Consider the following 26,140-nt stretch of genomic DNA (forward strand, 5'->3'; position numbering starts at 1 on the left):
CGCCGCACACTCAAGGCCGGTCTGTTCCGGGTTCCGAAACCTAACGATCGGTTCATCCCGTTCGGGTGATGTCTTCCTGGGCCGTACCGGGTTAAGTTGCAGACGGGTGGGGCTCCCCGCTCGCGCCGCCCCGCTCGGCAACAACACCGAAACCAGATGGAGACATGACCATGGCCGAAGAAGAAGCACCCGTCCTCGCCGCCCTCGCCGATATCACCGCCGTGTCGCTCGAGCGCTCCACCCTTGAGCCTCGCGAACTGATGCTGGTCCGGATCGCGGCCCTCGCTGCCGTCGACGCCCCAGTCGCCTCCTACCTGTTCAACGCCGGTACCGCCGTGGACGTCGGCATCACGTTGGAGGATGTCCGCGGCGTCCTCATCGCCGTTGCTCCGATTGTGGGGACTCCCCGGATCGTGGCGGCGGCCAGCAGTCTTGCCAGCGCACTGGGCTTCGCCCTCGAAATGGCCGAGGCGGAGCTCGAAGCCGAAGCCGAAGGCTGAGCCTGCTCTGACGACGTCGCAGTGGCGGGCGCCCCCGCCGTGGCGGGCCGTCCGGCGTGGGTTCCCGCCAGACGTTGGGCGGACCGGTAGCGTTTCCTACGAACCGCGCGCCACGGCGTCGGCAGTCCATCGCTGCATCGGCCACGATGCCCTGATCTAAGGCGGCCCATGAACAAGAACCGGCTGGAGGCCTTTAGCGACGGGGTGCTGGCGATCGTGATCACCATCATGGTGCTGGAACTTCATGTCCCGGCCGAACCCACGTGGCCGGCGCTGCTTCACGAGCTTCCAACGCTGCTCAGCTACTTGCTGAGCTTCATTTATGTCGGGATCTACTGGAACAACCACCATCACATGCTCCATTTGGCCGGGAGGATCAACGGCACAGTGCTCTGGGCAAACCTCCATCTGCTGTTCTGGCTGTCCCTGGTCCCCTTCACCACCCGGTGGATCAATGACGCGGGCCTGGCGGAGGTCCCCGTCCTTGTCTACGGGCTGAACCTCCTGCTCGCCGCCATTGCCTACTACATCCTCAAATCGGCCCTGATCCGCCAGCAGGGCCGCGGTGGTGCGCTGGATGAGGCCATGGGGCAGGACTGGAAGGGCAAGGGCTCCCCGGCGCTGTACATAGCGGGGATGGGCCTCAGCCTGATCAACCCGCTCTTCGGGATCGCCGTCTATACCCTTGTTGCCGCGATCTGGCTCATTCCGGACCGGCGTGTAGAGCGGTTCATCGCCCACACCTGAGCGGCGTTGGCCCCTAAGCGTGACGAACAGTTACCGCCGGACGCGTTGGGCCAGCGAATCCCTCACGATTTCCAGATGGGCCCGGGTGGGCGCCACGACGCTGGCCGCGTAGCCGGGGTGCTTGGTCAGGTACTTCTTGATGTACGGGCACACCGGCACGATCGAAAGGCCCGCGGCGACGGTCTCATCCAGTGCCTGGGCGGCCAGCACACCGGCCAGCCCCCGGCCGCCATATTCCTCGTTGATCTCCGTGTGATAGAAAATCCGCTGGGCCGGCCCGGCATCGTCCACGTAGGCGGCCTTGCCGATGACGGTGTCCGCGTCGAGCAGTTCAAAACGGCCGCGCTCCGGGTTGTTCCTGATGGTGGTCATGGTCGGCGTGGTCTCCTGGGCTGGGACGGGTTGGCGCGTTGGCCTGGCTTGGGGCATTGGGCTTGGGTAGATGTTGCACGCCGCTGAGCACTGCTCAGGCACGGCTCATGCACTGCTCAGCCGCGGGGCTTGATGCGGGCGTTCGGCAGGGCCGGGGCCGGGAGGGCGGCAGGACCCCCGGGCGGAAACGGGCCAAACCGCAGGTCGGCGCCTCCTCCGGCCGCCGGCGTCGACGTCGGACCGGAACCGTCCTCCGCACCGATCTCGGCCTGCCACTGGGCCCTGTACGCGACAATCTCTTCGTGGCTGCGTCCCACGAAGTTCCACCACATCACGATCTTTTCGCCCAGCGGCTCACCGCCGATCAGGAGGACGCGGGCCCCATCCGGGCCTGCTGTCAGGGTCAAGGTTCCGGTACCTGCGGGAACGTAGGCGAGGTGGTCCTTCGGCACTGGGTGTCCGTCCAGGAAGAGGGTGCCCGAGTCGACGAGCAGGCCATGTTCGAACGACGTCTTTGTGTCGAGGGTCAATTCCGCCTCCGCCTCGAGCAGGATCTCCGCGCCCAGCAAGGGCGTATGGGTGGCGACGGGCGAGGCGGACCCGCAGAGCGTGCCGAGGAAGACGCGCATGGTCCAGCCGGGCCCGTGGACCGGTTCGGGGCGATAGTGCTCGAAGGTCGGTGCCATGTGGCGTGCCGCGTCCGGCAGCGCCACCCACAGTTGCGCACCATGCAGCATTGTTGTGTCCGGGGTGGAAAATTCGGAGTGGCTGATGCCACGGCCGGCCGTCATGAGATTCACTTCGCCCGGGCGCACGGCAGCGTGGAAGCCGGCCGAGTCCTGGTGTTCGATCTCCCCCGTGAACAGCCAGCTGACGGTCTGGAGGCCGGTGTGGGGGTGGCGCGGTACTTTCATGCCGCCGGAATCACCGACGCTGTCCGGGCCATAGTGGTCCAGGAAGCACCACGCTCCAATGAGGCTCCGCTGGCGCTGCGGAAGCGTACGCCGCACGTCCATCGCCCGCGGACCGCCCAGCGGGACCTGCCGCGGGGCCAGCAGTTCGACGCCGGCATGCGTCCCCTCGGTTCCGCAGAGGATTTCCTGGGGCGCGACTTCGGTATTGCTCATGATGACAGCCTAGCTTCGCGGGGTCCGCGGGTCAGCCTTCGGCACACGGCAGGAGGGTACCGGGACTTAGCCGTTCCTTGATCAGCCTCAGATCCACGACGAGCGCCGCAACGGCGGTTCCTCGCCGCCCGGGCGCTGCACCAGAATCTGGTTCACTCCCGTGATACCGGCCTCGAAGCCCAGGGCGCTAGCTGCCATGTAGAGCCGCCACACCCGGGCCCGGCCCACGCCGGCCAGGCGTACGGCCTCATCCCAGTGTTCCTCAAGGTTCCGCACCCAGGCCCGGAGCGTCAGGGCATAGTGGCGCCGCAGCGCCTCAACGTCCAGGACCTCCAGGCGCGCCGATTCGAGTGCGGTGACCATGTCGGCGAGGCTGAGCATCTCGCCGTCCGGGAAGACGTAGCGGGGAATGAAGGAATCCGGGTCCGGTGCCGTGGGCCCGGCGTTCCAGGAGATCGCGTGGTTGAGCAGCCGGCCTCCCGGGCGGAGCAGCCCGTGCAGCTGGGAGGCATAGTGCTGGATCTGCTCGCGGCCGACGTGCTCTGACATGCCAATCGAGCTGATCGCATCGAACGGTCCGTCGTCCACATCGCGGTAGTCCTGCACCCGGATGTCCACCCGGTCCGTCAGCCCGGCGTCCGCGGCCCGTTTGCGGGCCATGGCCGCCTGTTCCACCGACAGCGTCACGCCGACGACCTCGGCCCCGAAATGCTGGGCGGCGTGCAGCGCAAAGCTGCCCCAGCCGCATCCCACATCCAGCACGCGCATCCCCGGCTTGAGACCCAGCTTGCGGCAGACGAGGTCGAGCTTGGCGGCCTGGGCAGCGTCAAGCTCGGTCTCCTCCGACTCCCAGACGGCGCAGGAGTAGACCATGGACGGGCCCAGGACGAGAGCGTAGAAGTCGTTCCCGACGTCGTAGTGGTGGGAGATGGCCGCGGCGTCGCGGCCCTTGGAATGACGCCGGCCGAACCGGTCCACGCGGGCTTCCTCCGGCGGCGGCGCAGGGTTCGGTCCCAGGGCCCCGAGCCGGACGGCAGTCTTGAGCAGTGCGAATCCTTCGCGGGGAGTGGGCGGCCGGAATGGGCCGGGCTCGGCGAATTTTCCGGCCGAGCTGAGGGCGGCGAAGGCCGCGAAGATGTCGCCGGGTGCGTCGATTTCGCCGGCGACGTAGGCACGGCTCAGTCCAAGCTGGCCGGGTGACCACAGCATCCGGCGAAGTGCCCGCCGGGACCGAAACACCACAACGGGGGCGTCTTCCGGGCCGGCCTCCGAGCCGTCCCAGGCCTGCAGCCGCAGGGGAATCCCATCGGTGCCAAGGATGATCGCCAATGCGTCGGCCAGCCGTGAAGCCGCATTCGTGGATGTCGCCATGTCCAGTGCCTCGATTCCCGTGACTCGTCTCCAGCGCCGAGGGCTGCGCCCCGGCAGTTCCAAATCTAAGGGCAGTACACGGCCCTCAACCAGAGCTTAGGTCCCCATTGCCGTGGTGCCCGTCTTTTCCCACCGTGGCGGACGGCTCTGGCGCTTGTGGGTTCGGTTGCCTATGGTGTGAGCTATGTCTGAGTCTTTCTCGTCCCTCGTGGACACGTTCAAGAACGTGGGTGTTTCCCGGGCGTACGGCCCCGCCATGAACATCGCAGGGGAAGAGGTCATCCCCGTCGCTGTGGTGTCTTTCGGCTTCGGCGGAGGCAGCAGCACCGAAGATGCCCAGGCCGGCGGCGGAAGTGGTGGCGGGGGCGGCGGCTTCGTGATGCCCGTGGGCGTCTATGCCAAGAGCCCCGAGGGCCACATGGCATTCCGGCCCAACACCGTGGTGGTGCTTGTGGCGCTGGCCCCGCTGGTGCTCGCCGTCGGCGTCTCGATCCGCGGCATTCTTCGCACCCTCCGTCCGCGCCGCTAGCGCGGGAGCCTGAGGTCTGGAGCTGGGCTCTGGGGCCTTTGAGCCTTGGAGACTTGGAGGCCAAGGATTCCCCAAGCCGCGCAAGGCATTGTGTGGTTTGGGCAGCCTGGGTCTCGGGCAGCTCCAGGGACCGGCGTCGGACGGACATGATCGACGATGAATATTTTCAGAACTGCATGCGTAGCAACTTTGGGCGGGGCGCTCCTGATGACGGGATGTGCTGCGCCGCCGGCAACGCCGGGCCCTACGACCACTGTGACTGCGTCTCCCCCGCCGTCGGTGGTGGTCTTTGATCCGCAGACCAGCGGCAAGGTCCTGGCCGAGCGGATCAAGGCCCGGGCCAAGCCCAAGAAGGCCGGCGTCACGATTTCCGCAGTGGAGTGCAAGAACTTCCCGGACATCAAGGTGAACACTCACACGGACTGCCAGATGGTGGTCAACGGGGTCAAGCGCGGATACCTGGCGACATTCACCCAGCGGGACGGCCACTACGAAATCAAGGCCCAGGACCTCACCTGGTAGGCGGTGCGGAATAGGACATGGCGGGTTCCTGGTCGTCGTCGGCGTCAACCCACGCCGCGAAATCCTTCAGCGACATGAAGCAGTAGTAATCGCAATACCTCAGGTTCTTCTTCTCCGCCTTGCTCATGCCGGTAATTCGACGCGGGCGCGCTCACGGATGGGGCGACGCCGGCTCTTCCCCCCGGCTCCTGGCGGCATCGGCGATGACGAGCGAGAGCTGGGAGACCACTTCCTCTGGTGTACCCGACGCAGCCAACTCGGTAAAGTGCGCGTATTCGGGCATCGCCTGGTAGGCGGCCCTCAATGAGTCGAGTTCCTCGAGCGTTTCCGTGTCCGTGTCGCGCGCCATTACCCGTCGATGGGCCTGTTCAGGGTCAATGACCAGGTGGAGCACGACGTCGGGCTGCGGAAACTTTGCCAGGAGGAACGGCAGGAGCCAGCCCCGGGGAAGACCCCGTGCCTGGCGCAGTGCAAGCTGGCAGTGCAGGTGGCGGTCCATGATGACCAAGCCCGGATGCCGGTGCGCCCTGGCATGGGAAACGACGACATTCGCCGTGCGGATGACTGTCTCCACGGCATCGGCCAACCGTGGGTGAAGCTGCACGCCGAACTGTGTGCTCAGCAGGGACATCCTGCGCCGGCCTGCGTAGTTCCTGAGCAGGAGCGCGTTCTGGCCGGCCCGGCGCGCGGCCTTCACTGTAGACCGTGCGGCTGTTGTTTTTCCCGATCCGTCAATTCCCGTCAAAACAATCAGCAATCGGATTCCTTCTCATCGCGTGGCGGTGCGGCGCCGTGCACCGTCGCAGGCTCCGCCTACTACTACCAACGGTAGAGGCCGCTGATTCGTCCCGGGAACGAACGACGAATTAGCGATTTCAGCCCTGGCTGCGCGCCCGGCTGGGCTGCACCCGCGGCGGTTCCCCGGGCATCTTCGGGAAGTCCGGCGGGAACGGCAGCTCTCCCAGACCCGCCTCGAGGTCCCGGTCCCACCACCCCAGGAGGAGATCGATGGCCCCTGGGTTCGCATGCATGCCGGCCCACGGATCGCCGGTGGCTTTGAGCCGGTCCGGCACCGTGACGATGGTGAAGGCAGAAGGGTCGGCGGAGTCGAGTTCCTCCCAGCGGATCGGGCACGACACCGCCGCGTTGGCCAGTGCGCGCGGGCTGTAAGCCCCCGCAATCGTGCGGTCGCGGTTCGCCTGGTTGAAGTCGACGAAGATGCGGGCGCCGCGTTCCTCCTTCCACCAGGCGGTGGTTACTTGCTCGGGCAGGCGGCGCTCGAGTTCGCGCGCTGCGGCGATGACCGCGTGGCGCACGTCCAGGAACTCCCGGGTCGGCTCGATCGGGGCAAAGACATGGAGTCCCCGGTTGCCTGAGGTCTTGATGAAGGCCTCCAGCCCTGTCTCGGCGAGGACGCGCCGCAATTCCCGCGCGACCGGAACAGCCTCCGCGAAGCCGGTGCCGGGCTGCGGGTCAAGGTCGATCCGCAGCTGGTCCGGGTTGTCCGGATTGCCGGCCCGGGAGGCCCAGGGGTGGAACACCACCGTGTTCATCTGCACCGCCCACACGGCGGCGGCGACTTCGTCAATGACCAGTTGCGGGTGCGATCGTCCGCTGGGATAGGCGACGTCGACCGAGCGGATGAAATCCGGGGCACCCTTGGGCGGGTTCTTGGAGAAGAACTGTTCGCCATCCACCGTGTCCTTGAACCGTTGGAGTGTCACCGGCCGGTCCCCGTTGGCCGCCAGGAAAGCGTCCCCGACGTCCACCATGTACCGGGCCAGGTCCAGCTTGGTGAGTCCCAGACCGGGCCAGACAACCCTGCCCGGGCTCGACACCCGCATCTCCCGGTCGCCGTGCGGACCGCTGACAGTAAGGTGCGCTTCTTCCCTGGCCATGGGGACAACCTACCCCGGCGGCGTGGACAGGTGAAGAGCGCAGCGGGCTGGACGCCACTGACCGGGCATGATGGACACATGACGACACCCGAAGTCCCCATCACCCTCGACGTCGGCGACGCTACAGTCTCGGGCGTCTTTGCCGACCCCGACGGCTCGTTCGCCACTCTGGTTGTTGCCCACGGCGCCGGGGCGGGAATGGACCATCCGTTCCTCGGGGGCTTCACCCGGGCCCTGAACGGCCTGGGTGTCGCCACCTTGCGGTTCAACTTTCCCTACCGAGAGGCAGGACGGAAGTTTCCTGACAGGCCGCCGGCGGCAATCGCCGCCTGGCGGGTGGCCATGGACGCCGCCGCATCCCGGTCTGCCGGCCGGCCGCTGTGGGCCGCCGGGAAATCGTTCGGCGGACGCATGGCCTCCATGGCGGTGGCGGAAGGCATGCCGGCCGCCGGGCTCGTCTACCTCGGCTATCCGCTGCACCCGCCGGGCAAACCGGAGAAGCTCCGCGATGAGCACCTCTACGGGCTGACTTTGCCGATGCTGTTCCTGCAGGGCACCCGGGACACGTTCGCTACCCCGGAACTGCTGGAGTCCGTGGCGGCCAGGATCGGGCCGACCGCGACCGTGGAGTGGCGCGAGGGCGGGGACCATTCCTTTGCTGTTGCCGGTGCCAAGCGCGGTACGGACGAGGTAGGGGCGTCGTTGGCGGCCACGGTCGCGGAGTTCCTCAGGGCGCACGGCGATAATCCCGCGGACGCGCTCCGCTGATCAACCCCAGCCGACCGGCCTAACCGGCTGCCGCTAGCCGACCGTCCCGAACCGGCCCGCCCCGTGATGCACATGCGATTCAATCGCGGTGGCTGCGGCCGCGGCCCCTCCCGCCCCGCGGACAATCTCGCTCATGGCGGCCACGTTCCGCCGCACCTGTGCATCGGAATGGAGCTCGGCGACTGCAGTCCTGAGCGCGTCCGGACCAACGTCCTCCGCTGCGAGGTGCCGGCCAAGGCCCAGTTCTTCAAGCCGCCTGGCGGTTGCCTCCTGCTCCGGTTGCTGCGGCACGGCCAGCATCGGGACGGCGAAATAGAGCGCCTCCATGGTCGAGTTCATGCCGGCGTGGGTAATGAAGACACTGGTTTGGCGCAGAACCTGCAGTTGCGGGAAGAAGGCCCGGACCAGGACGTTTGGCGCAATCGTCCCGAGATCAGCCAGTCCGGTCTGGTCCCCGACCGCCATGGCGACGTCCCAGTCGCTTCCGCCGAAGGCGTCCAGGCACGTCCGGAAGAAGTCCGGCTGGCGGTTCAGTGGAGTGGTCCCCAGCGAAATGAACACCAGCGGACGCGTTCCCCCACGCACCCATTCACCTTCGCTCTCGCGGCCGCCCACGCTTGGCCCGACGAACCGGAACCGGTCATCGAATGTCTCCCCACGGGGCTGGAACTCGCGCGGCAGGAACACGATGTTGAACGGCGCCGGCGGGCCATCGAACATCCGTGGCGTCCGCACGCCTTGCTCGGCCGCGAACTCGGCCAGCAGCCGGCCCATGGCCATAGCCACCTTGGCCATTTCATCGGCGCCTTCCGGCGGCCGGGCAGGCATCAGTGATCGGAGCGAGAAGTGTTCGTTGGTGGCATAGGTGGGCATGAGGGCGATGGCCGGCACGCCGATCTTTTCAGCGGCCATGCTGCCGCTGAGCGTCATCGCGTCAAAGCAAATCGCGTCGGGAGGGTCCTGGCGCAGGTGTTCCACGAGCGCCGGGAAGCTGGCGCGGATGTCCTCGAACACACGGTTCATGAGCGGCAGCATCAGGTGCGCCTGCGCCCGCTGCCCGGGGGCCAGGGCAGGCATTGATGCCATCCAGTTCCCGCCGGAAGCCGAAAAAGCCGCTCCGGCGTCACGGATCCGCGGTCCGAAGTCGGCCGATGTGAAGTACGTGACCCGGTGCCCCCGGCCCACAAGCTCCGCCACCAGCGGCAGGGTGGGGTTGACGTGTCCGTAGGCGGGAATGGAGACGAACGCAAGATGCATGGCCATCACTCTTCATCGCTTGGCTGAGATCACGCTTTATTTGCCACTTGACCGGCCTGGTTGCCCGGCGTCCCGCGGTCCGCCGGCGTCGTGCTCCTTCATCATGCCCCTGTTGCCCCGGGCGGCGCGAGTGTTCGGCCGGCGGTGCCAGTTTCCGGCCCCGCGGGGGTCAGTTCCGTGGCTTGGTCCGGGCTGTCGCCGGCGCGGTCCACGGGTCTTCGGGCCACGGATGCCGGGGATAGCGGCCGCGCATTTCCGCGCGGACCTGTGCGTAGGGCCCGGACCAGAACGAGGCGAGGTCATCCGTCACGGCCAGGGGCCGGCGTGCCGGTGAGAGCAGGTGGAACAGCACCGGCACACGCCCGTCCGCAAGCCGCGGCGTCTCCGCCCAGCCAAAGCACTCCTGCAGTTTGACGGCCACCACCGGCCGCCCGGTGGCGTCTCCGACCTCCGGATAGTCAATCCGGATCCGGGATCCGCTGGGGACCGCCAGCGTCTCCGGCACCAATTCACCGAGCCGGGACGCCTCGGGCCAGGGAAGCAGCCGGCTCAGCGGCCCGGCGAGGTCGATCCCGCCCGTGGATGCGCCGCCGGCCAGCGCGGCAAGCTCCGGGGCCAGCCATTCGTCCAGCCGGGCCAGCAACACCGGCTCGGACACGTCGGGCCAGGACCCGCCCAGCTCCCGGTGCAGGAGGGCCAGCCGGCGGCGCAAGGCCTCCGCCGCGCTCGACCAGCCGATGGTCGCCAGCCCCTCGCTCGCCAGGGCGCGGGCCACAGCTCCGCGGCCTTCGTCCGCGGGCGGGCGTACCGGGGTGGACGACAGCACGATTGCGCCCAGGCGGCGCTCACGCCGGGCCGAGACACGGCCCTGGCTGAATCGCGCCTGTAGCGTGTCGCTTAGGAGGTGGCGGGCGGCAGCCTCCGCGGTGTCCGCCGTCAGTGGCGCCGCGGAGCGGATGACGGCGCCGGTCCCCGCGGCGTCGCGGCCCTGCGCGCGGGACACTTCGGCCACGCCCAGCCACTCGTGCCCGGACAGCGGGCTGCCGGCCGGCAGCCCGGCCCGCGTACCGGACGTGAGCAGGTATTGCGCCGGCCCCTCGCCCGGGACGCGGCGCGCTACACGGTCCGGAAAGGCCAGGGCGACGACGAAGCCGATTGCCTCCGCGGCGTCCACCACGCCGGCAGGAGCGGAGGACGCGACGCCGGACCCCTCCTGGCGTGCGATTCTCTCCATCCGCCGGACATCCTCCGCCCACCGCCGGGATCCGGGATCCCGGCCCGTCCTCAGCGCGGCCACAAGGCGGGTGAGGTCCGCGCCCGGGGCGCGCTGGTCCCCCGAGACGAGGGCGACCGCCTCGGCCGCCACACGGTGGCCCACCGTCGCGGCGCCGTCCAGCAGAGCGCGGGCCAGCCGCGGGTCCGTCGGGACCCGGGCCAGGATCTTGCCCAGATCGGTTGCGTGACCGTCCGGCGCCACTGCCCCGAGTTCCTGCAGCACTTCAACGGCGTTGTCCATCGCGGCCTGGGGCGGCGCGTCCGGCAGGGCCAGTCCACGGCCGCCGGGGGCTCCCCAACAGGCCAGCACCAGGGCGGCGCCGGTCAGGTCTGCTGCGGCTATCTCCGGAGTCTGGTGGGCGGGCGCTGCGCCATAGGCCCTCTGGTCATAGCAGCGGATCACCGTGCCGGGGCCCTGTCGTGCGGCACGGCCGGCCCGCTGTTCCGCGGACGCCCGCGAGCAGGACACTGTCACGAGTCCGGACATTCCGCGGTTGGAGTCACGCCGCGGCTCGCGGGACAGCCCGGAATCGATGACCAGCCGGACGCCCGGGACGGTGAGCGAGGATTCGGCCAGTGCGGTGGAAACGATGATCCGGGCGGCCCCGCCGGGCTCGCGCCCGGAGACGGCGCGGTCCTGCTCCGCCGGGCCGGCCTGGCCATGGAGTTCCAGGACTTCGGCGTGGCTCCGGCCGCGCAGCCGGGCGGCAACGTAGGAGACTTCCCATGCGCCCGGGACAAACACCAAGGCGTCAAGGTCCCGCCCGGCAGCCAGTGCGGCGGCATGCCCCGCCGCTGCAGTGTCGGCCACGTGGTCCAGGAAGGCCCGGGCCACTCCGCGTTCGTCCAGCCGCGGGACCGACGCCGGGACCCATTCCACCTCGAGCGGGAACAGCGCGGAGGGACAGTCGACAACCGGGGCCCGGCGGCCGCCGTCGCGGTTCCCGTCTGCACCACCGATCAGTGCCTCGCCGATCAATGCGTCACCGATCAGCGCAGCGAAGCGGGGCGCGTCGAGGGTCGCGGACATGGCGACGAGCGTGAGGTCACCGCGCAGCTGCCGGACTTCGGCCAGCATCCCGACGAGCAGGTCCGTCTCCAGCCCGCGTTCGTGGACTTCATCGAGGATCACGGCATCGGTGCCCTCGAGCCCCGGATCCGCCAGGAGGCGGCGCAACAGGATGCCGGGGGTAACGAACTCGATCACCGTCCCGGGTCCCGTCTGGTGTTCGCCGCGGACCGTGTAACCGACCCGCTCACCGAGCCGGGTGCCGTCGAGGGAAGCCAGGCGGCGGGCTGCAGCGCGGGCGGCGACGCGGCGCGGCTGCGTGACCACGATCCGCGGGCTGGCACCGCTTCCGCTGCCGATCCTTGCGGCCGCGAGGTTGGCGAGCAACGGCGGGACAAGCGTCGTCTTGCCCGTGCCGGGAGGAGCCTGGACCACCGCGGACGCGCCGGCACCGCCGCCCCGCAATGCGGCGGCGAGGTCCCCCAGCGAATCCGCGAAGGTCAGGCCCGCCCCGACGACGCCGAGATCGAAGAGGCCGTTGGAGCAGGCTGGGTCCAGGCGTGTGGTCGCGGAAGTCACGCCTCCATTGTCTCTGCAATTCGTGAACCATGTCCGCGCGGGCTATACGCTCGCGCTCAGGATCGTCCGCCCGCTGGCCACGGCACGGATTTCGACCCGGCGGATGTCGTCAGTCCGGATCACCGTGGTCGCCGTCGGCGTGGCCACCGTCCCGGGAGTTGCCGTCCAGGTGGCCACCTGTGTGGCGGCACCACGGGAATCGACAACCACCAATCCATACTCCTCGGGTGGGCGGGCACCGCCGGATCCGTCCGGTGCGGGAACGTCAGCCGGGGATGGCGTGTAGGTGCACTCCCAGTCGATCCGGGTTCCCCACGGCTGCCGGGTCAGTGAACCCTTTGCGGCCAGCATGCTGTCGGCCACCGGGGTGAAGTTCAGGGCCGTCCCTGACGCGGCCTGCGTCTGCGCGGGGGGCAGCGGAGGTGCGCTGACCGGGGCGGTCACGGCAACGGTGACAGCGCCCGAGGCGGCGGCCGCGCCCACAACAAGGGCGGCCACGGCCAGGCGCACGCGCCGGCGTCCGCGTTGGACTTGCCCCGCCAGACCGCTCGGCAGCCCGCCCGCGAGGCCGCCGGCCACCCCGGGGGCCACCCCCGGCACGGGCCTTCCGCGGTCGGCCTGCCCGAGGGCGAGGGCTTCCTCGGGCGACAGGGCGGCCAGCAGCGACGGCATTCCGGCAAGCTCCGCCACGGCGGCCCTGCATCCGGCGCAACCGGACAGGTGTTCTTCGAACTCGTGGCGCTCGGAGGACACCAAGGATCCCAGCACATACGCGGCATCCCAGCTGCGGTACTCATCCATTCCGTTCTTGCTCATGGCGTCACGCCTCCTTCCTGCAGGGCCAGCCGCATCGCCCGCAGCGCGTAATGCAGCCGCGACTTCACAGTCCCCTCCGCCAGTTGCAGGCTTTCCGCGATTTCTGCCGTCGTCTCCCGGCGGTAGTACGCGTGGATGACCACAGCCCTGTGCTCGGCGGACAGCCCGGCCAGGGCATCCGATACAAGCCACCCGTCCAGGATCTTGTCCACCCGGTCCGCCTCTGGAATCTCCGGCAACGGCTCCGTCCGGTTCTCGTGCCGGCGTCGGGCGCTACGCCGGTCATCGATGACCAGATTGCGGGCCACCGTGTAGAGCCAGGCCCGCACCGCCGCCTCCGGGCGCTGCAGGACTTCCGGGTGTTGCCAGGCACGGATCAGCGTTTCCTGTACGACGTCGTCGGCCAGGGTGCTGTCACCGGTCATGCGCATGACGAACCGCCACAGGGCCGGACCGTAGGCGTCCTGCAGCGAGCGCAGCAGCTCGGCCTCCCGATCGGACATTTTCCGCCTCCTGGCCTTAACTACGACGCCGGGCCGCTTTCCGTTCACCGGCCCCGGCTGGAATCCGTCTGGAAGTTGTTTGGCAGTTGGCAACGTTGAACTCTTGGGCTGGCGGCGCCGTTCTAGGGACAGCCCGGCCGAACACGGCCGGCCTTCCCTCAGGAGCGCACCATGAAGATTTCCCGCCCGGCGTTTGCCGCCGCTGCGCTGGGCACGACACTAATGCTCGGATCCTGCTTCGCCGGGCACACGGCAGCACCGGCCCCACCATCCACCCCTGGCACAGTCACACCGGCACCCGCCGCGGGGAGCCCCTCGCCGGCGCCCAAAGACCCCTATTACCCGGCCCCGGCACCGGCCGTTGCACCGCCTGCACCTGCACCGCCTGCTCCGGCACCGATCCCCTCGCAGGTGGCCCCGGCGATGCCAGCTCCGCCTGCCATGGTGCCGGCCCCGATGGTCCGGCCACCCGCCCCGGCACCGCGACGCGTCGTTCCGCCCGTGGTCCCGGCACCGCGGCCGATGGTTCCGAATCCCATGGCACCGCGACCAATGGTTCCCCGGCCCATGGTTCCCAGGCCGATGGTTCCGCCGCCCGCGGCGGCTCCCGGCGGGAATGATCACGATGCCGATAACAACGGAGGACCGGACGACGGTGACGGCAACAAGTAGCACCACGGCGGGGCCTGCACCGCGCCGTCGAACGGCACTGTTGTTCCTCGCGCTGGCAGGGACGGCGGCGGTGCTGGGCGCCAGTGGCTGTTCCCGGACCGGGAACGAGGCAGCGGCGGCTCCTCCGTCCGGGGCAGCTCCCTTCGGCTGGTTCCGCGCCGGCCTGGCCCCGGCAGGGTGGCAGTCCCTGGAACTCCCGGATGCGACAGCGGTACTGTCCATCCCACCCGATGCCATTCCGGTGGAGGGCGACCCCGGCACCGTATCCGCAACCGCGACGGCGCCGAACGGTGATCTCAGGATCTATCTCAACGCCACACCGCAACAGGGCGAGGAGTCACTGTCCAATTGGTCCGAGTTTCGGCTCGCCCACCTCACGGGCGAGAACGCCGCCTCCGCCAACCGACTGGCAGACCGTGCCGGAATGCCGTTCCGGGGAGGCATCCGCTCATGCGTGGAGGACACCTATGTGACTCGCGTCGGCGCGCACAGGTACCGGGAGATCGCCTGCCTCGTTGCAGGATCGCGGGGTGGCAGCGTCTTGGTGGCGGCCGCACCCGCCGACTCATGGGACCTCTACAGTCCCGCAATTGAGCAGGCGGTGGACGCCTATGCGTCCGAGTAGGTCGACGTCGCCCACCGGCGGCTGCCGCCAACCGGCTGGATTCGGCAGGACGAAGACGGGAGACTGGATCATCTCGATCACGAAAGTGGGAACCGCATGATCAACCTCAAGCAGGACGCCGACGGCTTCATCCGCATGAACCGGCATTTTCCAGAAAAGACACTCATCAGCATCACGTTTGCGGACGGCTCGGAGGGGGTCTACTCCGGGCGCCGGCTCAACGGCCTCTATGACGACGCCCTGGCGGAGTACCGGGCCCAGAACCATCTGGATGCCAAGGGGTTCTCGCGGGCACCGAGGAAGACGGTCCACCCCGCGAACAAGATCGAGTTCGTTCCGGTCAACGCCGGAATGGAGCCGTAGGTCAGGCAACGCCGACGGCCCCGGGACCGTGCGCCGGCCGGCGGAGGGCCCTGGCACGGATGCGAAGGTCGTTGTCATGCACGCGCCGGTCGACGCCGGGCACGGGCGTGCCGGCTGCCCTTGGCCGCGGTGCCGCCGGACTCACCGGGGGCTCGGCCGGGCACAGGTCACTGATCAGTCCCATGCCGGCGTACTCGCGTACCGCGGTGATGCCGGCAACGGCTGCAGGCTTGTCTGCGAAGCCCTTTGACACGGCCAGTACTGCCCCGTCCGGGGCCCTGAGCCGGAACCTGAAGCAGGCATCGGCATCTACGAAGAGTTCAAATGTGCCGGCCATGACGTTCCTCCCGTTTTGCGGGCTCCCCTTCCGGGCATCGTTGCCACGGCGTGGAAGGGGAAGCTGCGCTGCTGCCCGCTGGTTTATCCTTGCGGCTGAAGAGATAGCATCAGCCCGTCTTAACAGTTTCGCCGCGGCCTTGAATCGCTCACAAGGTCAGCTGCGTAAATCCTGGGTAAACAGGAGCCAACAGCCCCGCGTGGTGGGCGACCGCCGGCGCTGGCGCGCCTACAGGGGCGGCCAATGATCGCTGCAGTAGGCGCCTAGGCTGGCGGCCGGGGACGCCGGCGGGCTGGAGCCATCCCGATGGCCGGCGGCGCAGTCCCTCCGTTCGGACGGCGCCGTTGCCGCCGTTCGGCCCGAATCGCCGGGAGACCAGGTCATGGTCGAATCATTGGACAAAGTTCCCCCCGCAGTCCTCGGCTTTGTTGACTGAGGGCGCACCGGCTCGAATCGCGGACCGCCATGCGCCTCACGCCACCCTAACCGCGGGGACTGACACGAAAACAGGGCCTTAGGACCGTATCCGGGAATGCCGGGGACACCTAGGGAACGGTCTGGAGCGTCGACAACCGGCCTGGAACCGTCACCCCGGGGTCCAGCGGCCTGAAACGAATCGGCGGAAGTGTTTCATCCATTGGAAATAGATGTCGTCCCGGCGGAGAATCGGAGGCATTCTTGGGGGCAGTCCGCGGTCCACCGACAGGAAAGAAGGATGCGATGTCCCTCAGCGTTGAGGAAATGAACAAACAGCTCCCGGTGGCCAATGTGCTGCCAGGCGAAGCCGTCCCCTACTACATGGCGTCGGGCGAGGGCGCCCGCTACGAGATCAACGGCCAACTGGTCACCGTCATTGCCCGCGCGGCGGACACCGGAGGGATCTTCAGCGCCGCCTACATCTCCGGCGGGATGGGGTCCGAATCACCGTTTGTGAGCCACTCCGTGGAACACAAGACGCTGTACGTTTTCGACGGCATCCTGCACGTATGGCTGCCAGGCGAAAGCCGCATCCTGGCTCCGGGGGATTCCGTGGTGATCCCGCCGGGAACCCCACACGCGTACCGGATGGCAAGCCACTACACGCGCTTCCTGAACTGGATGACCCCCGGCGGCGCCGAGGCGTACTACGAGCGCGTCGGCACGCCCATCGATTCGCACGTCCCGCCCGTCACGGCGGGCCGGAATCCCAGCCTGCGGGAGTGCGCCGAGGTGGGCGCCGAATTCGGGATGACGTTCCCCGACGTCGAACGGGTGGCGCCGTCATTCCGGCAGGACGCCGGGCTGCCAGCCGCCCAGAGCCCGTACTTCCTCAGCGCCGGGGAGGGCGAGCGGATGGTCAGCTACCAGACCATGTTCACGTACCTGTCCCGGCCGGCGAACACGGGATCGAACTACTTCGCTGTCCATACCAAGGGCGCCAAGTCCCCCTACATTCCGCTCCATTTCCACGAACAGCACACGGAAAACTTCCTCTGCACCGAGGGCCGGATGTGGATCTACGCCAACGGGCGCGAGGTCCTGCTCACCAAGGGCGACTTCCTGCACGCACCGGCGGGAACCATCCACTCCTTCGCGTTCGACTCCCACAACACCCAGATGGTGGGGTTCCTGACGCCGTCGGTGTTCAACGGCTTCTTCGAGTACTTCAACAAACCCACCGAGGACTACATGTACACCGAAGGCGGCGAACCGTACATGGACATGGAGGGCTTCGGCCGCGCCCAGGCCGAGATGGACCTGACAGTGGTGGGTCCCCCGCCGCAGCGACGCGCAGCACTGGACATCTAAGACCCGTCTAAGCACGTCCGCTCGACAAACAGCCAGGGTCCGGAACTCCTCAAAAGTTCCGGACCCTGGCTGTTTGTTCGGCTGCGGATTCAGCCCTGGAACCGGCTGGCTTCATGATGCTGGCGGGCTTCCTGATGCTGACGGACTAGCGCGCGGCCGTAGTCGTTGCCGTTGGGCGTGCGCATCACCGTGTGCATGTGGAACGGGGCGGGGGTGTCGTTGCTGAGGAAGACGCCCGTATGGTGGTCCAGCTCCATGACCACCACGGGACTCTGGATCCGGAAGTAGAAGGCATCCCCGTCGGCCGAGCCCCCGATCCAGGAAAACCAGGTCTGGCCGTAGTGCTCCTGGATTTCCCGGCGCCGCGCTGCCCTCGGTCCGTCCGGCAGGTGGGCAATGAAGTCGTCCACCAGCAGGTCAAGGATGGTGCGCGCCCGGGCCGGCAGAGACAGCACCCTGATGCCCTCGTACGGGATCACCCGGTTGTCCTGGAAGCACCCGGCCAAATGCCGCTCATCGCCGGGGTGCATCCGGCCTTCGGGCATGGCTGGGTCCTGCATGTCCTCGAACACCGTGGCGTCACGCCGCAGCTGTTCCGGGAGGGATGCCATGAGCTCGCGCGCCCAGGCGATCCGCTCCCTGAACACTGTCACGCCCCGGTGCGGGCCGGCGTCGATGAGATCCGGTTCGGCGCCGAGGAACACCGGCGAGACCACCAGCTGGCTTCCCGCCACGAGGCAATTGAGCGCCACATGGTGGCCGAAAATCTGCCAGCCCCATGGTTCGGTCAGGGACGGGGATCCAAACAGGGCGAAGTTGTAGCTGAACTCGTTCATCAGCTGCGGGAGTTCCACCAGGTCGCCCAGGAACCCATTGATCCGCATCAGGTTCCGGACCAGCTCGTAGCCGGCAGGGCTGAGGCTGGCCTCCATCACAGACAGGGCGGCATCGCGGACCGGGCTGTCCAGCTCGTCCAGCCGGAGCCCGGTGTCGTGCTGCATGAACTCCGGGTTGGCCCAGCTCTGCCATTCCGGCGCGTCCGCCGCGTACGCCAGCTGTTCAGCCTGGGCGGGGGTGACGGCGCCGAGCAGCGTCCCGGCGGCAGCCACCATGGCGGCTGCCGGAACCTCCTCGCCGGGTTCTGACGGCCCCAACGGGTACAGGCCCTCAATTACCGTGCCGTTGTTGGTGACTCCCACGAACGGTTGCGGGTACAGCGTCTTCCAGCCCTCGATCATGGGGCCGGCGAAGGAATCCGTGGTGGCTGCTTCGGCGTAGCTCCGGGCATCCAGCCCGCGGATCGCCGCCACCCGCGGATGGTCCGGCGGGTAGAGGAAGTCACGGAACGATTGCGTCGACACGGGGGCTCCTGTCGTGGTCTTTGGACGTGTGGTCTTTGGAAAAGGGGTCTTCGGAAACGCGGTTTTTGGAAATGCGGTGTTCGGGTGGCCAGCCGGCGGCGATGCCGATGGCCGCCGCCGCGGCGTCGGGCGCGGTCCCACGCCAGGCGACGTGCTGGTCCGGCCGGACCAGGACAGCGTCGGCGGCCCACAGGTCCGCCATCGGCGTTCCGTCATCTGTTGGCCCGACGGCGGTAACCGTCACCGGAATGCCGTGCCGCGCCGCGGCCGTCAGGACCGGCTTATAGGCCTCCTGCGCGGGCACGCCATCAAGGCTCCCGGCGTCCACCAGCAGCGTGAAACCCGGTCCAAGAATGTCGTAGAGCGATGTCGAGCGGTCCAGCCAGGCGTGCGGCAACAGCGCGCCGGGGCTGGCCGAGGGAACGTAGCGGATGGGGTCCTCGGGCGGCACGGGCGAGCCGTCCGGGACAACCAGGGGCGAGGACGGGTAGCCGTAGCCCAGGACCAGGCCCAGCGCATCGAATTCGCTTTGCTTGACCGCCAGCGCCTCCTTGGCCCGGAGCCGCGCGGCCTCGCCCGCGGTCCCGCCGCCGCGCAGCGCGGGGTCCGCGAAGTGATACGCGAGGGCCTGGCCGTTGGCGGCGGCGTCCCGGATTGTCCGTTCGGCCACCGGGCGCCGCTCCAGTTCGTAGCTTCCGAGCAGTGCCGGGCCGGCCCAGCCATCAATCTCCGCGGCGATTTTCCATGCCAGGTTGGCGGCGTCGCCAATGCAGGTGTTGAAGCCGTGGCCGCCCCACGGCGGGTTCAGGTGTGCGGCGTCGCCCACCAGGAATGCGGCGTCGCCGCCGTAGCCGGGTGCCAGCAGCATGCGGGCTGTCCAGGGGTCGGTGGCGACAATCTCAAGGTCCACGTCCGCACCAATAAGCGAGCGCACCAGGGCAGTCGCGTCGAAGGCCTCACGCCCGTCCACGCCTTGGATGATGGCCCACCAGGTGCCTTCGAGGTCCATCCTGCCGACCATGCCGGCCACGCCCGGCCCCAGCACCCAATACTGAACGGCGGGATCCAGGGTGATGGCCTCACCCAGGTCCCGGGAACGGAAGAGAATGCTGATGTTGGACAGTTCCGCGGAGCCGCCCTCCAGGCGGATGCCAAGGCCGCGCCGAACGGCGGAGGATCCGCCGTCGGCACCGGCCAGGAAGCGGCACTCGACGGCGCGGCGGCGTCCGGCCGCGTCCGAGACCTCCACCCGGGCGCGCGGGCCGGACGGCCCGGGGGCGGCCGGGCCGGAAGGACGGTCGCCGTCGTAAACGTCGCCGACGGTCAGCCCGGTCAGCAGGGTGGCCAGCTTCGATCCTGCAACGGCGTCCCGCAGGACTGTTTCCATGACAGGCTGTGGGACCTGCTGTCCGCACTCGGGCTGTTGCTCGTAGCGGCCGGGAACCAGCTGGAACGCCTGGCGGAACCGGGTGATTTCCCGCCCGCTGTCCCCTGTCAGCCCCGAGCAGAAGATGACGTCCTGGGCGTAGGAAACAGGAAGGGGCGCCGCGTTCCGCAGGGTGTCCGCGAGGCCCAGCCGGCGCAGGTGCGTCATGGTGCGCGCGTTGGTGGTCTTTGCCCGCGGCCTGTCCGGATCGATGGACGTCCGTGGTTCGATGACGGTGCTGGGGATGCCGCGCCGGGCGAGGTCCAGGGACAGGAACAGCCCGCTGGGCCCGCCGCCGGCAATCAGCACCGGGACGTCCTCCGGAAGGTCCGACAGGGAGGCGTTCTCGATGGCGGTCATCAGGCCCTCGCCCGGAGGTCCGGGGTGCCGATGGGGGTGGTGAGGGTCCCCAGCCGGTCGATCTCCACTTCGACGCTGTCGCCGGGCTGCAGCAGCCACTGCGGGGTCCGGGCGTAGCCCACGCCTTCAGGGGTGCCGGTGGCGATGACGTCGCCGGGGTGCAGGGTGAAGGTCTGGCTGATCAGCGCGATGATTGCCGGGACGGAGAAGATCATGTCCCTGGTGTTGCCGTTCTGGACTTCGGTGCCGTTCACCCGGGTTCGGACCTGCAGGCCGTCGCGCAGGTCCCCCACTTCGTCCCGGCTGACCAACGGGCCCATCGGCCCGCTGAGGTCGCCGTTCTTGCCAAGCGTCCACTGCGAGGTGAGTTTCTGGGCCCGGCGCGCGGTGAGGTCATTGAACGTGGAGTAGCCGAAAACTGAGTCCGCGGCCGTGGCTTCGTCAACGGATTCCACGCGGTGACCGATGTAGGCGGCCACTTCGCCTTCCCAGTCCAGGCCGTCCTCGCCCGAGGGCACGGGGACCGGCACGTTTCCCACCGACAGGGAGGCCGTCCAGCGCCCGAACAGTGTGGGGTAGGGCGGCAGTTCCTGGTCCTTGTAGCTGCCTTCGGCGGCGTGGGCCCTGTAGTTCAGGCCGACACAGATCACCCGGGCCGAGGCCGGCACCAGCGGGACCTCCGTGACGTCGGCGCGGTCCAGCGCGTCACCGGAGTCCTCCGTCAGCGCGTCGGCTGAGAGGGAGACCGCTTTCTCCTGCCAACCGGCGGCATCGGCCCAGAAGTCCGGAACCGGGGCCAGCGGAAACACCCGTGAGCCCAGGACGGCAGCCGCCCATGCGCCGCCGTCGTGATTGATGCCTATGTACTGCATGTGGTGGGCCTTTCTGGTGCCGCCCGGGGGCGGGGGGGTGGTAGGTGGGCACGGCGATGGAGACCCTGCTGTTAGGAGCCCTGTAGTTGGAGAACCTGTGGAGTTGGGTCCGTGTCGGCGGGCCGGTGCGTGTAGTTAGTCCGGCGATAATGCTGTGTTGCCGTTTTGGGGTGCTGCGGCCGGTCAGGGTGCCGGCGTGTCCGCGGACCGGGATTGCCGGAGGAAGAACGAGAGGGTCGCCCCCATTGCCTTTTCGGCCGCGGCCTGGCTGTGGTCCGGGAGGATCCACATGTGGTCCGCGCCCTCAATCAGGAGAAGTTCGACGGCGGAACCGGCACCTTCCAGCGCGGCTGCCAGCGACTCGGACTGTGCAGGCGGAACGAAGCGGTCCGCCGTTCCGTGGGCCAGGAAGAATGGCGGCGCCGAACGGCTGGCGTGGCTGATGGGGCTGGCCGCTGCCGCCTTCGCCGGCTCGTCGGCCAGGACGGCGCCGATGAGGAGTTCCTCGCGGGATCCGGGGTCGTCGGCCCGGGCGACGGCGGTGGGCAGGCTCTGTTCGGCCATGCGGACGAGGTCCGTGGGCGGGTACCAGGCGGCCACCGCAGCCACGGCAGCAGAGCTCTCAGCACCTGCGCCGTCAACATCTGCGAAGTCCGGGGAGCCGGCATTGGCAGTGAGGCCCACCAGGCTGGCGAGATGGCCGCCCGCGGAGTCGCCCCACGCATAGATCCGGGCCGGGTCCACGTTGTAGTCGGCGGCATGGTTCCGGAGCCAGCGCACGGCAGCCTTCGCGTCGTGTAGCTGGGCCGGGAAAACTGCCTCGTGGCTGAGCCGGTAGTCGGCCGACGCCACCACGAATCCGGCGACGGTGAGCTTTTCGAAGGCACTGAGGCCGAATCCGTCCAGGACCGGGCCAAGCGAGGACCGCTCCCCGACGCGCCAGCCACCACCGTGGAAATGGACCACGGCGGGGCGGGGAGCCGCCCCGTTCCCGGAAGCCGGAAGGTAGAGGTCCAGCAGCAGCGGGCGCGAACCGTCGCCGCCCGTGCGGGCGAATTCGATGCCGCTCAGCACGTGAGCATCCGTCATGGTCGACTCCCTTCCGTTTCCTGTGCCGGTTCACCTGATGCGTCGGCGCCTCCCCCTAAGACTGTCGGATCACAGGGCGGGCGCAAACCGCTGATTTCAATCATTGAAAGGGCTTTGCCGAGTCCACTTCAGCCGCGAGGAATGCCAGCCCCTGCTGCACGATCCCCAGCGCCGCCGAGTGGTTGAGGTACCCGTGCGTCGCTCCCTTTTCCAGCCGGAAGGCCACCGGAACACCCGCCGCGTTGAGTGACTCGACGAACAGCTCAGCAGAGGTGCGCAGGTCATCGTATTCGCAGGCAATGACTGCCACCGGGGGGAGCCCTGAAGGATCGGCATGGCCGGGCAGGGCGTACGAGGACGCCATCCCGGCCGGGCCGCCAATGTAGTTCTCCACCATGCCCCGGCAGTCATCCCCGGTGAAGCGCAGGATCCGGGGCAGGGCCGAAAGCACGCCTCCGTCAGTTACGGCGGCAGGCTCCAGTGAAGGCAGCTCCGAGTGGAGGAACGGATACGCGAGGAGCAGTTTGGCCGGCAGCGCCAGGCCTGCGTCCTTGAGATACATGGCGGCGCCGACGGCTAGGTTCCCGCCGGCGCTGGCACCGCCGAGGCACAGGCCACCCGGCGCCACGCCGAGCTCCTCGGCGTGGGCGGCTGTCCAGCGCCAGGCCGCGAGCGTGTCCTCGTGCGGGACCGGGAAGTGGACGCCGTCGCGGGCCAGCCGGTAGTCGACGGAGAACACCAGCCCGCCGGTCCGGTCAGCGAGTTCACGGGCAACCTGATCGGCTTCCCGCATGTCCAGGGTGCCCCCGGCGAAGCCGCCGCCATGCAGCCACACCAGACCGGGCAGCCCGGCACCGGACGAACGGCTTTCCCCCGAACCCGGGCCCCGGTCCAGGTCCAGGTTGCCGGGGCCGTAGATCCGGATGGGCACAGGCCCGTTGGGCCCCGGGGCTTCCACCAGGCGGAGGGGAACGGCAGGGGCCACATACGGCAGGTCCCCACCGCTGAATGCCTCCAGCCGCCGCATCCCGGCAGGGTCGGCGAGGAGATCGGCGAAGGAACCGGCACCGGTCACGTGGTGCATGAGGCCGGCCAGCTCCAGATCCAGGGTCATGGCTGCAGCGCCGGCTCGCGGGCTCCACCGGCTGCTGCCGAGGGGGCTGCGGCGGAAGGAACAACGCAGCGGAACGAATGCGTCCCGGAGCCGACGTCGACGCCGGTGTTCCCGCCGTCGGGCAGGTACACCGCGGCGGTGCAGCCGGCCGGGACGGTCACGGACACCGAGAACTCCTCGCCGTCCCGTTCCCACCGGACCGCGGCCTCGCCGTAGGGGGTCTGGTGCGTGGCTTCCGCCCAGCCCAGTCCCCCGCCGGGCAGGGGCCGGACCAGCAGCTTCCGGTACCCCGGCGCGGCCGGCGCGAGGCCGGCCACGCTGCGGTGCATCCAGTCGGCCACAGCACCGAGGGCGTAGTGGTTGAAGGACGTCATCTCACCGGGGTTGATGCTGCCGTCCGGGAGCATGGAGTCCCAGCGCTCCCAGATGGTGGTGGCGCCCATGGTCACCGGGTACAGCCAGGATGGGCACTCTGTCTGGAGGAGCAGCCGGTAGGCCGCCGCCGCCTGGCCGTGCTCGCTGAGCGCGTCGCAGACCAGCGGAGTCCCTACGAACCCGGTGGCTATCCGGTACCCGTCGGCTTCCACGGTTTCCGCCAGCCGGGCGGCCGCGGCGGGGTGCTCCGCCGGTTCGAGGAGTCCGAAGCGCAGGGCCACCGCGTAGGCGGTCTGTGTGGACGGCCGGAGCCTGCCGGCGTCGTCGAGGTAGCGCTCGCGGAACACCGCCCGGGACCGGCCGGACAGCTCGCGGAACCGCTTCGATTCCGCGTCCTGGCCCAGCAGTTCGGCAGCCTCGCCGGCCACCGACGCCGAGTACGCGAGGTATGCCTGCGCCACGAGCTTCCAGGGCGTGCGTGCGTCACCGGGCGAGTCCGGCGGTGCGGCCGGGTCCAGCCAGTCGCCGAACTGGAAGCCGTGCTCAAAGCGCAGCTCCGGGCCGGCGGCCAGGGCCGCGGATTCCAGCCAGGCGGTCATTCCCGGCAGCTGCCGGCGCAGGAATTCCAGGTCCCCCGTGCGCTGGTACAGCACCCAGGGTACAAGGACGGCGGCGTCACCCCACGCGGCCATTACCGGGCGGTCCGGGAACGGCGGCTTTTCGGCCACCACTTCGGGGACCACCAGCGGCGGCGGCCCGTCGGTCCCCTGCTCGGTGGCCATGTCTTTGAGCCACGAGGCGGTGAAGCCCGGAATCCGGTAGAGGAAGGCTGCCGTGGCGGCGAAGATCTGAAAGTCCCCGGTCCAGCCCAGCCGCTCGTTGCGCTGCGGGCAGTCCGTGGGCACGTCGACAAAGTTCCCGCGCATCCCCCACACGACGTTCGAATGAAGCTGGTTCAGCATCGGATCAGAGCATGCAAACGAACCTGTTCGCGCCAGCTCGGAATGGATCACGACGGCGGTGAAGGCGCCGGGGTCCAGCTCGCCCGGCCAGCCGCTCACCTCCACATAGCGGAAGCCATGGATGGTGAACCCGGGCTCCCAGGATTCGCCGCCCAAAGCTCCGCGCAGGATGTAGCGGTCGGTCTGCTTGGCCACCCGGAGCGGCCTGACGCCAAGTTCACCGTGCTCCAGCACCTCGGCGTGCCGCAGCACCACCTCGGTGCCGGGCGGACCGCTCACATGGAAGCGCACCCGGCCGACGAGGTTCTGGCCGAAGTCCAGAATGGTCTTACCGGACGGCGTTCCCAGCACCGCTTTGACCGGCAACTCCTCGGTGGCCCTGACGGGTGGGCCGTCGGGTGCGACCAGGACCGCAGGATCGAAGCCATCAACCACGACGGCGGGCTGCGGCGTGCCTGCGTCCAGCACGGTCTCAGCTCCCCTCTCAGCCCCGGTCTGGGCCCAGCCATGGCTCTCGAGCCGCGCATCGTAGGTTTCGCCGTCGTACAGGTCCGCCGAGAGCACCGGCCCCCGCCCGGCCAGCCACGACGCATCCGTGCCGATCGTGGTGACTGCCCCGCCGGCGTCGGATATTTCCAGCTGGGCGATCACGGCGGTGCGGTTGCCGTACGTGTTTCGCTTCTCCTGGAAGCCCAGGTTGCCGCGCCACCAGCCGTCCGCTACCTCAAGGCCAATGACGTTGGTGCCGGGCTGGAGGTACTCAGCGACGTCGTAGCTCTGGTAGCGCAGCCGGTGATGGTAGCTGGTCCAGCCCGGTGCCAGGATGTCCCGGCCCACGCGCCGGCCGTTGATGTGCGCCACGTAGACGCCACGCGCGCTGGCGTAGAGCCGGGCGGACTGCACATCGCCTTCCAGCTCGAAAATCCTGCTCAGCCGCGCTGCCGGCTCGTTGGCTTCGCTGGCTTCGTCCCAGGCCGGGCGGATCATGGCGGCCTGCCAGTCTGCGGCGTTCAGCAGTCCGGCCTCCACATGGGCCACGGGGCTCCATGCGGAGGGCCCGCCGGCGTCGTTGCCCCAGACACGGACCCGGACTGCGATGCGCTGGCGGCTCTCCAGCGGCGGCGCCGGCCACGGCTGCAGGAGCTGCTCGGAACTGTCGGTGCGGCCGTAACTTGCCAGGCTGCCGCCATCGGGACCGAGCTGAAGCTCGTAGGCGGTCTGGACCCAGCCGGGAGTGTCCGTTGTGACCTGCCAGGACAGCCGCGGCCGGTCCTCGCCGATGCCGAAGGGCTCCTCGTGGTGTTCGAAGCGGACGGGGGCGGGAACCATGGTGCCCGGAACGGGGGCACCCAGTCGGGCGGGGTCCTGGGACGGGAAACGAAGGGTGTTGGGAGTCAACGTCGGCTCGATTCGTCAAGAAGGAGGAAGCTTTAGGGCTTTCCCCAGCGTCCCGGGAACGGCAATGCGCCCGCTAGCGTAGTTTCATTGACTGGAAACCCCTGTGCGCGGAGCGGCTTGTTGGT

The 26,140-nt window shown here is 68.9% G+C and carries 26 protein-coding genes; 8 read left to right on the plus strand and 18 right to left on the minus strand.

What is annotated here, in order from left to right:
- The first annotated feature begins 170 nt into the window (after positions 1-170).
- Together AC1DEY_RS00565 and AC1DEY_RS00570 are read left to right on the plus strand one after the other, a co-directional pair.
- Positions 171-500: a carboxymuconolactone decarboxylase family protein gene (locus AC1DEY_RS00565; protein ID WP_476866290.1), complete on the plus strand. Its 330-nt coding sequence runs from the start codon at positions 171-173 to the stop codon at positions 498-500.
- 168 nt (positions 501-668) lie between these two features.
- Positions 669-1,247, plus strand: a complete 579-nt coding sequence (locus AC1DEY_RS00570) for a TMEM175 family protein (RefSeq protein ID WP_476866291.1) — start codon at positions 669-671, stop codon at positions 1,245-1,247.
- Positions 1,248-1,277: 30 nt separating this feature from the next.
- Here AC1DEY_RS00570 and AC1DEY_RS00575 read toward each other — a convergent pair whose 3' ends face one another.
- From AC1DEY_RS00575 to AC1DEY_RS00585, 3 genes are all read right to left on the minus strand, one after another.
- Positions 1,278-1,619 carry a GNAT family N-acetyltransferase gene (locus AC1DEY_RS00575; RefSeq protein WP_476866292.1) on the minus strand — a complete coding sequence of 114 codons (342 nt, stop codon included), beginning with the start codon at positions 1,617-1,619 and terminating at the stop codon, positions 1,278-1,280.
- A gap of 116 nt (positions 1,620-1,735) precedes the next feature.
- On the minus strand, positions 1,736-2,746 hold the full coding sequence (locus AC1DEY_RS00580; protein WP_476866293.1) for a pirin family protein: 1,011 nt from the start codon (positions 2,744-2,746) through the stop codon (positions 1,736-1,738).
- A gap of 87 nt (positions 2,747-2,833) precedes the next feature.
- Positions 2,834-4,117, minus strand: coding sequence for a class I SAM-dependent methyltransferase (locus AC1DEY_RS00585; protein WP_476866294.1), 1,284 nt, complete (start codon positions 4,115-4,117; stop codon positions 2,834-2,836).
- 184 nt (positions 4,118-4,301) lie between these two features.
- Here AC1DEY_RS00585 and AC1DEY_RS00590 point away from each other — a divergent pair, with 184 nt between their 5' ends.
- Entirely contained in the window at positions 4,302-4,646 is a 345-nt protein-coding gene (locus AC1DEY_RS00590; RefSeq protein ID WP_441408517.1) for a hypothetical protein, read from the plus strand.
- 255 nt (positions 4,647-4,901) lie between these two features.
- Positions 4,902-5,168 carry a hypothetical protein gene (locus tag AC1DEY_RS00595; RefSeq protein WP_476866295.1) on the plus strand — a complete coding sequence of 89 codons (267 nt, stop codon included), beginning with the start codon at positions 4,902-4,904 and terminating at the stop codon, positions 5,166-5,168.
- On the opposite strand, the gene AC1DEY_RS00600 is transcribed toward AC1DEY_RS00595, so the two are convergent.
- The 3 genes from AC1DEY_RS00600 to ligD form a co-directional block, all read right to left on the minus strand.
- On the minus strand, positions 5,158-5,295 hold the full coding sequence (locus AC1DEY_RS00600) for a hypothetical protein (protein ID WP_441408515.1): 138 nt from the start codon (positions 5,293-5,295) through the stop codon (positions 5,158-5,160). The two genes, AC1DEY_RS00595 and AC1DEY_RS00600, sit on opposite strands and share 11 nt — an antisense overlap.
- 24 nt (positions 5,296-5,319) lie before the next feature.
- Positions 5,320-5,925 (minus strand): dTMP kinase, encoded by a 606-nt coding sequence (locus tag AC1DEY_RS00605; RefSeq protein ID WP_476866296.1) that lies wholly within the window; start codon positions 5,923-5,925, stop codon positions 5,320-5,322.
- A gap of 118 nt (positions 5,926-6,043) precedes the next feature.
- Positions 6,044-7,066 carry a non-homologous end-joining DNA ligase gene (gene ligD / locus AC1DEY_RS00610; protein ID WP_476866297.1) on the minus strand — a complete coding sequence of 341 codons (1,023 nt, stop codon included), beginning with the start codon at positions 7,064-7,066 and terminating at the stop codon, positions 6,044-6,046.
- Between the two features lie 78 nt (positions 7,067-7,144).
- Here ligD and AC1DEY_RS00615 point away from each other — a divergent pair, with 78 nt between their 5' ends.
- A complete protein-coding gene (locus AC1DEY_RS00615; RefSeq protein ID WP_476866298.1) occupies positions 7,145-7,834 on the plus strand; it encodes an alpha/beta hydrolase family protein in 690 nt (229 codons plus the stop codon).
- 33 nt (positions 7,835-7,867) lie between these two features.
- Here AC1DEY_RS00615 and AC1DEY_RS00620 read toward each other — a convergent pair whose 3' ends face one another.
- The 5 genes from AC1DEY_RS00620 to AC1DEY_RS00640 all read right to left on the minus strand — a co-directional run bounded on the left by AC1DEY_RS00620 (position 7,868) and on the right by AC1DEY_RS00640 (position 13,812).
- Entirely contained in the window at positions 7,868-9,097 is a 1,230-nt protein-coding gene (locus tag AC1DEY_RS00620) for a macrolide family glycosyltransferase (RefSeq protein WP_476866299.1), read from the minus strand.
- 163 nt (positions 9,098-9,260) lie between these two features.
- Entirely contained in the window at positions 9,261-11,954 is a 2,694-nt protein-coding gene (hrpB, locus tag AC1DEY_RS00625; protein WP_476866300.1) for an ATP-dependent helicase HrpB, read from the minus strand.
- A gap of 42 nt (positions 11,955-11,996) precedes the next feature.
- Positions 11,997-12,770: an anti-sigma factor family protein gene (locus tag AC1DEY_RS00630; RefSeq protein ID WP_476866301.1), complete on the minus strand. Its 774-nt coding sequence runs from the start codon at positions 12,768-12,770 to the stop codon at positions 11,997-11,999.
- Positions 12,767-13,273: a sigma-70 family RNA polymerase sigma factor gene (locus AC1DEY_RS00635; RefSeq protein WP_476866302.1), complete on the minus strand. Its 507-nt coding sequence runs from the start codon at positions 13,271-13,273 to the stop codon at positions 12,767-12,769. The genes AC1DEY_RS00630 and AC1DEY_RS00635 overlap by 4 nt, the downstream gene beginning before the upstream one ends.
- 338 nt (positions 13,274-13,611) lie before the next feature.
- A complete protein-coding gene (locus tag AC1DEY_RS00640; protein ID WP_476866303.1) occupies positions 13,612-13,812 on the minus strand; it encodes a hypothetical protein in 201 nt (66 codons plus the stop codon).
- Positions 13,813-13,898: 86 nt separating this feature from the next.
- On the opposite strand from AC1DEY_RS00640, the gene AC1DEY_RS00645 reads away from it, so the two are divergent.
- A complete protein-coding gene (locus tag AC1DEY_RS00645; protein ID WP_476866304.1) occupies positions 13,899-14,570 on the plus strand; it encodes a hypothetical protein in 672 nt (223 codons plus the stop codon).
- Positions 14,571-14,666: 96 nt separating this feature from the next.
- On the plus strand, positions 14,667-14,933 hold the full coding sequence (locus AC1DEY_RS00650; RefSeq protein ID WP_476866305.1) for a hypothetical protein: 267 nt from the start codon (positions 14,667-14,669) through the stop codon (positions 14,931-14,933).
- A gap of 1 nt (position 14,934) precedes the next feature.
- Here the strand turns inward: AC1DEY_RS00650 and AC1DEY_RS00655 are convergent, their stop codons facing one another.
- Positions 14,935-15,270, minus strand: coding sequence for a YegP family protein (locus AC1DEY_RS00655; protein ID WP_441408504.1), 336 nt, complete (start codon positions 15,268-15,270; stop codon positions 14,935-14,937).
- 720 nt (positions 15,271-15,990) lie between these two features.
- On the opposite strand from AC1DEY_RS00655, the gene AC1DEY_RS00660 reads away from it, so the two are divergent.
- Positions 15,991-17,058 carry a quercetin 2,3-dioxygenase gene (locus AC1DEY_RS00660; RefSeq protein ID WP_476866306.1) on the plus strand — a complete coding sequence of 356 codons (1,068 nt, stop codon included), beginning with the start codon at positions 15,991-15,993 and terminating at the stop codon, positions 17,056-17,058.
- Between the two features lie 89 nt (positions 17,059-17,147).
- Here the strand turns inward: AC1DEY_RS00660 and AC1DEY_RS00665 are convergent, their stop codons facing one another.
- From AC1DEY_RS00665 to AC1DEY_RS00690, 6 genes are all read right to left on the minus strand, one after another.
- Positions 17,148-18,419, minus strand: a complete 1,272-nt coding sequence (locus AC1DEY_RS00665; RefSeq protein WP_476866307.1) for a DUF3500 domain-containing protein — start codon at positions 18,417-18,419, stop codon at positions 17,148-17,150.
- On the minus strand, positions 18,397-20,205 hold the full coding sequence (locus AC1DEY_RS00670; RefSeq protein WP_476866308.1) for an FAD-dependent monooxygenase: 1,809 nt from the start codon (positions 20,203-20,205) through the stop codon (positions 18,397-18,399). The genes AC1DEY_RS00665 and AC1DEY_RS00670 overlap by 23 nt, the downstream gene beginning before the upstream one ends.
- Complete coding sequence (locus AC1DEY_RS00675; protein WP_476866309.1) at positions 20,205-21,077, minus strand: fumarylacetoacetate hydrolase family protein; 873 nt, start codon at positions 21,075-21,077, stop codon at positions 20,205-20,207. Before AC1DEY_RS00675 ends, AC1DEY_RS00670 begins: the two co-directional genes overlap by 1 nt.
- A 183-nt stretch (positions 21,078-21,260) precedes the next feature.
- Entirely contained in the window at positions 21,261-22,166 is a 906-nt protein-coding gene (locus AC1DEY_RS00680; RefSeq protein ID WP_476866310.1) for an alpha/beta hydrolase fold domain-containing protein, read from the minus strand.
- 100 nt (positions 22,167-22,266) lie between these two features.
- Positions 22,267-23,280, minus strand: a complete 1,014-nt coding sequence (locus tag AC1DEY_RS00685) for an alpha/beta hydrolase fold domain-containing protein (RefSeq protein WP_476866311.1) — start codon at positions 23,278-23,280, stop codon at positions 22,267-22,269.
- Complete coding sequence (locus AC1DEY_RS00690) at positions 23,277-26,015, minus strand: glycoside hydrolase family 78 protein (protein WP_476866312.1); 2,739 nt, start codon at positions 26,013-26,015, stop codon at positions 23,277-23,279. The genes AC1DEY_RS00685 and AC1DEY_RS00690 overlap by 4 nt, the downstream gene beginning before the upstream one ends.
- Between the last annotated feature and the right edge of the window lie 125 nt (positions 26,016-26,140).

Source organism: Arthrobacter sp. 05T47 (assembly GCF_056395825.1).

What these genes read in the sequence shown, in the direction of transcription:
- AC1DEY_RS00565 (WP_476866290.1), top strand. Translation starts at nt 171, where the DNA reads ATGGCCGAAGAAGAAGCACCCGTCCTCGCCGCCCTCGCCGATATCACC.
- AC1DEY_RS00570 (WP_476866291.1), top strand. Translation starts at nt 669, where the DNA reads ATGAACAAGAACCGGCTGGAGGCCTTTAGCGACGGGGTGCTGGCGATC.
- AC1DEY_RS00575 (WP_476866292.1), bottom strand. Translation starts at nt 1,619, where the DNA reads ATGACCACCATCAGGAACAACCCGGAGCGCGGCCGTTTTGAACTGCTC.
- AC1DEY_RS00580 (WP_476866293.1), bottom strand. Translation starts at nt 2,746, where the DNA reads ATGAGCAATACCGAAGTCGCGCCCCAGGAAATCCTCTGCGGAACCGAG.
- AC1DEY_RS00585 (WP_476866294.1), bottom strand. Translation starts at nt 4,117, where the DNA reads ATGGCGACATCCACGAATGCGGCTTCACGGCTGGCCGACGCATTGGCG.
- AC1DEY_RS00590 (WP_441408517.1), top strand. Translation starts at nt 4,302, where the DNA reads ATGTCTGAGTCTTTCTCGTCCCTCGTGGACACGTTCAAGAACGTGGGT.
- AC1DEY_RS00600 (WP_441408515.1), bottom strand. Translation starts at nt 5,295, where the DNA reads ATGAGCAAGGCGGAGAAGAAGAACCTGAGGTATTGCGATTACTACTGC.
- ligD (WP_476866297.1), bottom strand. Translation starts at nt 7,066, where the DNA reads ATGGCCAGGGAAGAAGCGCACCTTACTGTCAGCGGTCCGCACGGCGAC.
- AC1DEY_RS00615 (WP_476866298.1), top strand. Translation starts at nt 7,145, where the DNA reads ATGACGACACCCGAAGTCCCCATCACCCTCGACGTCGGCGACGCTACA.
- AC1DEY_RS00620 (WP_476866299.1), bottom strand. Translation starts at nt 9,097, where the DNA reads ATGGCCATGCATCTTGCGTTCGTCTCCATTCCCGCCTACGGACACGTC.
- AC1DEY_RS00630 (WP_476866301.1), bottom strand. Translation starts at nt 12,770, where the DNA reads ATGAGCAAGAACGGAATGGATGAGTACCGCAGCTGGGATGCCGCGTAT.
- AC1DEY_RS00635 (WP_476866302.1), bottom strand. Translation starts at nt 13,273, where the DNA reads ATGTCCGATCGGGAGGCCGAGCTGCTGCGCTCGCTGCAGGACGCCTAC.
- AC1DEY_RS00640 (WP_476866303.1), bottom strand. Translation starts at nt 13,812, where the DNA reads ATGGGATTCGGAACCATCGGCCGCGGTGCCGGGACCACGGGCGGAACG.
- AC1DEY_RS00645 (WP_476866304.1), top strand. Translation starts at nt 13,899, where the DNA reads ATGCCGATAACAACGGAGGACCGGACGACGGTGACGGCAACAAGTAGC.
- AC1DEY_RS00650 (WP_476866305.1), top strand. Translation starts at nt 14,667, where the DNA reads ATGATCAACCTCAAGCAGGACGCCGACGGCTTCATCCGCATGAACCGG.
- AC1DEY_RS00655 (WP_441408504.1), bottom strand. Translation starts at nt 15,270, where the DNA reads ATGGCCGGCACATTTGAACTCTTCGTAGATGCCGATGCCTGCTTCAGG.
- AC1DEY_RS00660 (WP_476866306.1), top strand. Translation starts at nt 15,991, where the DNA reads ATGTCCCTCAGCGTTGAGGAAATGAACAAACAGCTCCCGGTGGCCAAT.
- AC1DEY_RS00670 (WP_476866308.1), bottom strand. Translation starts at nt 20,205, where the DNA reads ATGACCGCCATCGAGAACGCCTCCCTGTCGGACCTTCCGGAGGACGTC.
- AC1DEY_RS00675 (WP_476866309.1), bottom strand. Translation starts at nt 21,077, where the DNA reads ATGCAGTACATAGGCATCAATCACGACGGCGGCGCATGGGCGGCTGCC.
- AC1DEY_RS00680 (WP_476866310.1), bottom strand. Translation starts at nt 22,166, where the DNA reads ATGACGGATGCTCACGTGCTGAGCGGCATCGAATTCGCCCGCACGGGC.
- AC1DEY_RS00685 (WP_476866311.1), bottom strand. Translation starts at nt 23,280, where the DNA reads ATGACCCTGGATCTGGAGCTGGCCGGCCTCATGCACCACGTGACCGGT.